We start from the raw sequence: 5450 nt of genomic DNA, 5'->3' as shown, positions 1-5450 counted from the left end.
CCCGGTATGACAAGAGCCCGGAAAGCTACCTCGCCGGCCTTCACCTCCGCGCCTCGATGATCTGGATCGATGATCTCCTGCTGACCACTGATTGATCACAACATCACACAGGCCCTAGCGGCGCGATCAAGGAATGTGGATCCGGACCGGATTTCTCGGCTCCGCCGACGAGCCGACCCCGCACCGTGACACTCGCTGCTGGGCGTGGGTGGCGCCTGCGAAGAAGTGCCCGCGACGCGCGGGCCGCAGGTGCCCGGTGATGTCTCCGGTTTGCTGTCCGCCCAGCCTCCTGATTTAGTAAATGAACGAGCATTTATTAATGACGGGGAGGAATCATGGCCGGACGTCCGAGAGCGGTCGATGACGCGGCGATCTTGCAGGCGGCGGTGGAGGTGATGGGCCGCGAGGGGCCCGCGAAGCTGACGCTGACCCTGGTCGCGCGGGAGGTCGGGCTGGTGCCGGGCACGCTGGTGCAGCGGTTCCAGTCCAAGCGTGGTCTCCTGCTGGCGCTGGCCGAGCACACCGCCCGGAACACCGATGCCCTGTACGAACGCGTACGCGCCGCGCACGACTCCCCGCTGAAGGCCCTGGAAGCGCTGGCCGACGAGGTGTGGGGGGCCATGACCACGCCGGAGACGTTCGCCCATCACCTCGCGTTCCTTTGCGTGGACCTCGGCGATCCGCAGTTCCGCGACCTCGCCCTGCACTCCCAGCAGGCGCAGACCCGGGCGGTCACGGCGCTGCTGGATCACGCCGTGGACGCGGGAGAGCTGCGACCGGGCACCGACACCACGGCACTGGCCGCGACGGTGCAGGCAACGGCCGCCGGCGCCGGACTGATGTGGGCGATCGACCGGCAGGGCACCCTCTCCCAGCGCCAGCGCACCGCCTTGGACGCCGTCCTCGACCCCCACCGCACTTCCTGCTGACCAGCCCCGTAAGACAAGGAACGAGATCATGACCACCGCATCCGCCCCCGCGCCGCGTGAGCGCTCCTTCCGCACCCTCGTCCAGATCGGCACGAGCCTGGACGGGTACATCGCCCGCCCCGACGGAGACTGCCGGGCCACAGCCCGTGCCGACAACCCCTCGCCCCGATGCAGCCGCCGGATCTCGGCCCAGTCCTCCACCCCGATCACCTCTTCCCTCCCGACTCCCGTACCAGTGAAGTCAGGATGATCAAGAGGTCACGCAGTGACCCGCTTTTGATCCGCCGTCCGTGGTCCTCGTTTCACCCGCTGCCGACAACCAGCATTCGGGTGGAGTCGGAACTGCTCGGCGATGCCCTCGGTGCGCATCGCGGCATGCGCCCCGGGCGGTCCGCGCCCGACCGGGCCAATGCGCGCCCGCGACCTGTGCGAGCGCCTCGACCTCGCCATCATGCCGAAGAACATCGAGAGCACCCGGCACAAGCTCAAGCGCCTGGTCAGCCTCGGCGTCCTCACCGAGCCCGAACGCGGTCTGTTCGCCCAGCACCGCCCGAGCAACTCCGCACCACCAGCGCACCCGACCCAAGTCGACGGTTGAATCGGTGGCACAACCCGGATATCGGATTGCCTGGCCACCGTGGAAGGACCGAGAGTCGGCGGATGCGTGATCTGAAGCTGACCGTCGGCGATCTCACCCTGTCGCCCCTGAGCCCGGCCGACGTCAATGCCCACCTGGCTGGCGAGGACGACCTCTTGGTGCGCTGGCTGAACGGGGGGCCGGGCACTCGGGCCGGCACCGAGAAATACATCCGCCACTGCATGGAACAGTGGGCCACCAAGGGACCGTTGTGTGCCTTCGGAATCCGAGTGGGCGCCGAGCAGACCCTCGCGGGAACGATCGACCTCCGGTTCGAGATGGCCGGCCTTGCCGCTGGGCAGGTGAACATCGCCTACGGGCTCTACCCCGCCTGGCGTGGACGGGGCCTGGCGACCCGCGCGGTCCTCCTGGTCTGCCGATACGCGGCAGGCGAAGGAGCAGATCAGGCGGTGATCCAGGTGGCTCCGGAGAACCCGGGCTCGGCCGCGGTCGCCCTCAGGGCGGGCTTCACCTACGTCAAGCAAGTCCTGGATGCGGACGGCAACCGGTTCGACTGGTACGTCCGCAACCTGTCCCGCGAACCAGCCCATGGTGCTGACCACTGACAGCAAGCGGGAACCGGCTCGGGACGCACGGCCCTGAGCCGAAACCCCTTGGACGGCACGGGGACCGGCTTGCTGAAATGGCAGACGGCCGCTGTCGGAGTCGAAGGGATGCGGCGATGACCGAGATCAGACTGCACCTGTCGGTGCGTGGCCTCACCGACGCGGACCTGCCGTCCTGCGGCTGGGCCGGCTCCCCCAAGCACGTGCGCGAACTCGTCCACCAGATCCGCCGCGCCGAGGCGGGCGAGATCGACTACCTGGCGGTCTGCACGCCGGTCGGGCTCCCGGTGGCGGTCGGCGGCATCGACTACACGGTCAAACCCGGCGCCGGCACGCTCTGGCAACTCAGCGTCCACCCGGCCCTGCAGTCCTGCGGGATCGGCACACTGCTGATCCGCTCCGCCGAGCAGCGGATCGGCGCCCGGGGCCTGACCCGCGCCGAACTCGGCGTCGAGGAGAGCAACCCGCGCGCCCGCGCCCTCTACGAACGCCTGGGCTACCGGGCCTTCAGCCGCGAGCTCGACTCCTGGGACGTGGAGGCCAAGGACGGCTCGCTCCAGCGGTACGAGACGATGTGCACGATGATGCGCAAGGACCTGGCATGACGCTGGATTTCGCGGCGTTCATCGCCGATGCGACGGCCGACCCGGCCGTCATCGGGCTCGTCCTCAAGGGCTCCCGGGCCCACGACGGCATGACCACCCGTCACTCCGACCACGACCTCTACGTCATCCTCGCCGACGACGCGGCGAGCGAGCTGGCCGCGCTCGACGGCTACCGCTCCGCGCGGCTCGACCTGGTCGTCACCACCCTCGAACGGTTCCGCCGGCCCGCCGACTGGGAGCGGTACGCCATCGCCCGCTCCCGGGTGCTGGTCGACCGCCGCGACGGGGAGATCACCCGGACCGTCGCCGCGATGGGACGGCTCGGCGCCGAGGAGGCCTTCCGGTCCGGCGCCGCCCTGCTGGACGCCTACGCCAACTCGCTCTACCGCTCGGTCAAGAACCACCGCGATGGCAACCCGCTCGCCAGCCACCTCGACGCGGCCGCCAGTGTCGGGTTCCTGCTCGACCTGCTCTTCGCCCTGGACCGCCGACCGCGCCCCTACAACAAGTATTTGGCCTGGGAGCTGGACCGGTTCCCGCTGCCCGGCTGGGAGAGCGCCGCGCTGCTGGACACCGTCGCCCGGATCACGGCGACCGGCGAAGTGGCGACGCAGCAGCGGCTCTTCGCCCGGGCCGAGGCGGCTGCCCGGGCCGCCGGCCACGCGGCGGTGCTGGACGCCTGGGGCGAGGACCTGCTACTGATGCGGCCCCGCCCGAACTCCCCGGCCCAGCCGCCCTCCTGACCCGAGCCAACAGTCGAACCGGGCAAAGCGGCTCAGAACGTCCTCTCAGGTGCGGGCGGCGATGTAGGTGTCGGCGATCTCGCGTAGCCGGGTTCCGTCGAACGAGGGCCCGTGTCCGGGGTGGACGACGGTGATGGGCAGGTCGCGCAGTCTGGCCATGGTGGCGACGTACGCATTCTGGGCGGCTCCGTGGATGTCGTCGAGGAGCTGGTCGTCGTAGACCACGTCGCCGGAGAAGAGCGTCTGGGTCCGGGCGTCGTACAGCGCGATGCTGCCGGGGCTGTGTCCGGGCAGGTGCAGGACGGTGAGCTGCCGGTCGCCGAGGTCGATGGTGTCGCCGTCGGTCAGGTGCCGGCTGACGCGGGCCGGACGCAGCCGGTAGGCGTGCGGGTCGTAGTGCGCGTACGGGACGGCGGAGATCAGCAGGTCGGGTACGTCTGACCGGATCACTTCACGCGACGTCGCCAACACGCTCGGCGTCACGTCGGGGCTGATCCACCACTACTTCCCCGCCGTCGACGATCTCGTCGTGGCCGCGTTCGCCCAGACCGCGAGCGCCCAGAACGACCGGGACAAGCAGGCGTGCCAGGACCTGCCGCCCGCCGATGCCCTCCGCGCGCTGATCGAGCGGTCCCTCAGCATGGGAAGCGCCAACGCCCGCATCTGGATGAGCGCCTGGGTCGCCGCCCCCCCCGGCGGCCCGAACTGGCCCGCGAAGTCGACAGGCAGATGATCGCGGGACTCGACGTCCTGGCCGACCTGCTCCGGCGCGGCCACGACGCCGGCGTCTTCTTCGTCCCCGATCCGGCCGCCAGCGCCCTGCGCATCCTCGTCCTCGTCGACGGCGTCCTCGTCCAGGTCTCCATGCGTTCCGAGACCACCTACGGTGACGTTCACGCCCTCGTGCGGGACACCGTCGAGCGCGAGGTCGGCCTCCCGCACGGCAGTCTGCGTTCCCAGGGTGGCCGAATGACAGAACGGAACGAAGAAGCCCGCGACCAGGGCGAGGAGAACCCATGGGTGCACGGCGCCCCGCCTGTCGAGCATCTGGAGGTCGTGCCCTACGACGAGGAGTGGCCGCTGCGCTACGCCGCCCCGCCGCAGCCGGGCGTCCCGCCGGTGCCGCTGCAGCCGCCCGGACGTCGTTCCCACCCTCGCACGGCCCACACCTTCGACGCGGCCCTGGCCACCCACCCCGCGCTGACCGGCGTCTCCCGCCAAGCCCTCGACCACCTCGTCACCGAGATCCGCGAAATGATCGACACGCTGCCGCCGGAACAACGCCCACGCCACCGCAAACTGACCGTCCGACGGGAGGCACCTACGCAGATCAGCGCCGGTGGGCAAGCGGCTGGCCCAGTCCGACGCCTCTTCCTCGCGACAGCCGAGGAAGAGGCCAATGTGAAACTCGCCTCGCTGACCGACAACAAGCCGGCCGATCAGTAGACTGCCTTGCTCGATGCCTTCCACGAGGGTGCCACCGCATCTGCGGCGGTCGGATCCGGAAACCATGAGCGAGGTAGGTATGACCACCACATTTGAGACGCGTGACGGCGTCGAGTCCACCATTGCCCTGCTGGAACGCGAGCTTCCCGCGCTCCAGGAGCAGCAGGAGCGTCTGGAGAGTGAGTTGAGCGCTGTCACCGGACGTCTGGAGGCGGTGCGGGCCGCTTTGGACAGTCTGCGCTCGCTGGCGGCGGCGCCCCTGCTCCATCCGGCGCCCGCCGTCCTGGCGGAGGCTGTCGAGGAGGCGCGCCCCGTGCCGGCCGAGCAGTTCGAGGCCGAGGTGCCGCATGCTCGAACCGGCGGCGCGGCCAAGGCGCGTCCGGTCACCGGCAGGAAACGAGCCGGGGCGGACAAGCCCGTCCGGGCGAGGAAGACCGGCAAGGCGAAGCCGGCCCCGCAGGCTGCCGCAGCCCCGCAGGCATCCCGTACGGCGGACGCCGTCGTGAACTTCCTGGCCACGGCAG

At 70.2% G+C, this 5450-nt stretch carries 9 protein-coding genes and 1 pseudogene; 9 read left to right on the top strand and 1 reads right to left on the bottom strand.

All coding sequences use genetic code 11. The features are described 5' to 3' along the window. Positions 1 to 335: 335 nt before the first annotated feature. From KS423_RS37350 to KS423_RS37325, 6 genes are all read left to right on the top strand, one after another. Positions 336 to 929, top strand: a complete 594-nt coding sequence (locus KS423_RS37350) for a TetR/AcrR family transcriptional regulator (RefSeq protein ID WP_224284184.1) — start codon at positions 336 to 338, stop codon at positions 927 to 929. Between the two features lie 28 nt (positions 930 to 957). After that, entirely contained in the window at positions 958 to 1179 is a 222-nt protein-coding gene (locus KS423_RS37345) for a hypothetical protein (RefSeq protein WP_224284183.1), read from the top strand. A 159-nt stretch (positions 1180 to 1338) separates the two neighbouring features. Next, a complete protein-coding gene (locus tag KS423_RS37340) occupies positions 1339 to 1527 on the top strand; it encodes a hypothetical protein (protein WP_224284182.1) in 189 nt (62 codons plus the stop codon). Between the two features lie 62 nt (positions 1528 to 1589). Then, entirely contained in the window at positions 1590 to 2132 is a 543-nt protein-coding gene (locus tag KS423_RS37335) for a GNAT family N-acetyltransferase (RefSeq protein WP_224284181.1), read from the top strand. A gap of 116 nt (positions 2133 to 2248) precedes the next feature. Then, on the top strand, positions 2249 to 2737 hold the full coding sequence (locus KS423_RS37330) for a GNAT family N-acetyltransferase (protein WP_224284180.1): 489 nt from the start codon (positions 2249 to 2251) through the stop codon (positions 2735 to 2737). Continuing rightward, on the top strand, positions 2734 to 3480 hold the full coding sequence (locus tag KS423_RS37325; RefSeq protein ID WP_224284179.1) for a hypothetical protein: 747 nt from the start codon (positions 2734 to 2736) through the stop codon (positions 3478 to 3480). The genes KS423_RS37330 and KS423_RS37325 overlap by 4 nt, the downstream gene beginning before the upstream one ends. A 45-nt stretch (positions 3481 to 3525) precedes the next feature. On the opposite strand, the gene KS423_RS37320 is transcribed toward KS423_RS37325, so the two are convergent. Beyond that, a complete protein-coding gene (locus tag KS423_RS37320) occupies positions 3526 to 3930 on the bottom strand; it encodes an MBL fold metallo-hydrolase (RefSeq protein ID WP_224284178.1) in 405 nt (134 codons plus the stop codon). Between the two features lie 79 nt (positions 3931 to 4009). Here KS423_RS37320 and KS423_RS47680 point away from each other — a divergent pair, with 79 nt between their 5' ends. The 3 genes and pseudogenes from KS423_RS47680 to KS423_RS37305 all read left to right on the top strand — a co-directional run. Next, positions 4010 to 4213 carry a hypothetical protein gene (locus tag KS423_RS47680; RefSeq protein ID WP_263455644.1) on the top strand — a complete coding sequence of 68 codons (204 nt, stop codon included), beginning with the start codon at positions 4010 to 4012 and terminating at the stop codon, positions 4211 to 4213. Then, positions 4210 to 4926 (top strand): hypothetical protein, encoded by a 717-nt coding sequence (locus KS423_RS37310; RefSeq protein WP_263455643.1) that lies wholly within the window; start codon positions 4210 to 4212, stop codon positions 4924 to 4926. Before KS423_RS47680 ends, KS423_RS37310 begins: the two co-directional genes overlap by 4 nt. Before the next feature lie 79 nt (positions 4927 to 5005). Continuing rightward, positions 5006 to 5450: pseudogene (locus KS423_RS37305) on the top strand (hypothetical protein); the annotation flags it as partial.

Source organism: Streptomyces sp. LS1784 (assembly GCF_020103755.1).
Classification (GTDB): domain Bacteria; phylum Actinomycetota; class Actinomycetes; order Streptomycetales; family Streptomycetaceae; genus Kitasatospora.
The sequence above is the reverse complement of the archived record's forward strand: the minus strand, read 5'-3'. Positions and strand labels throughout refer to the sequence as shown.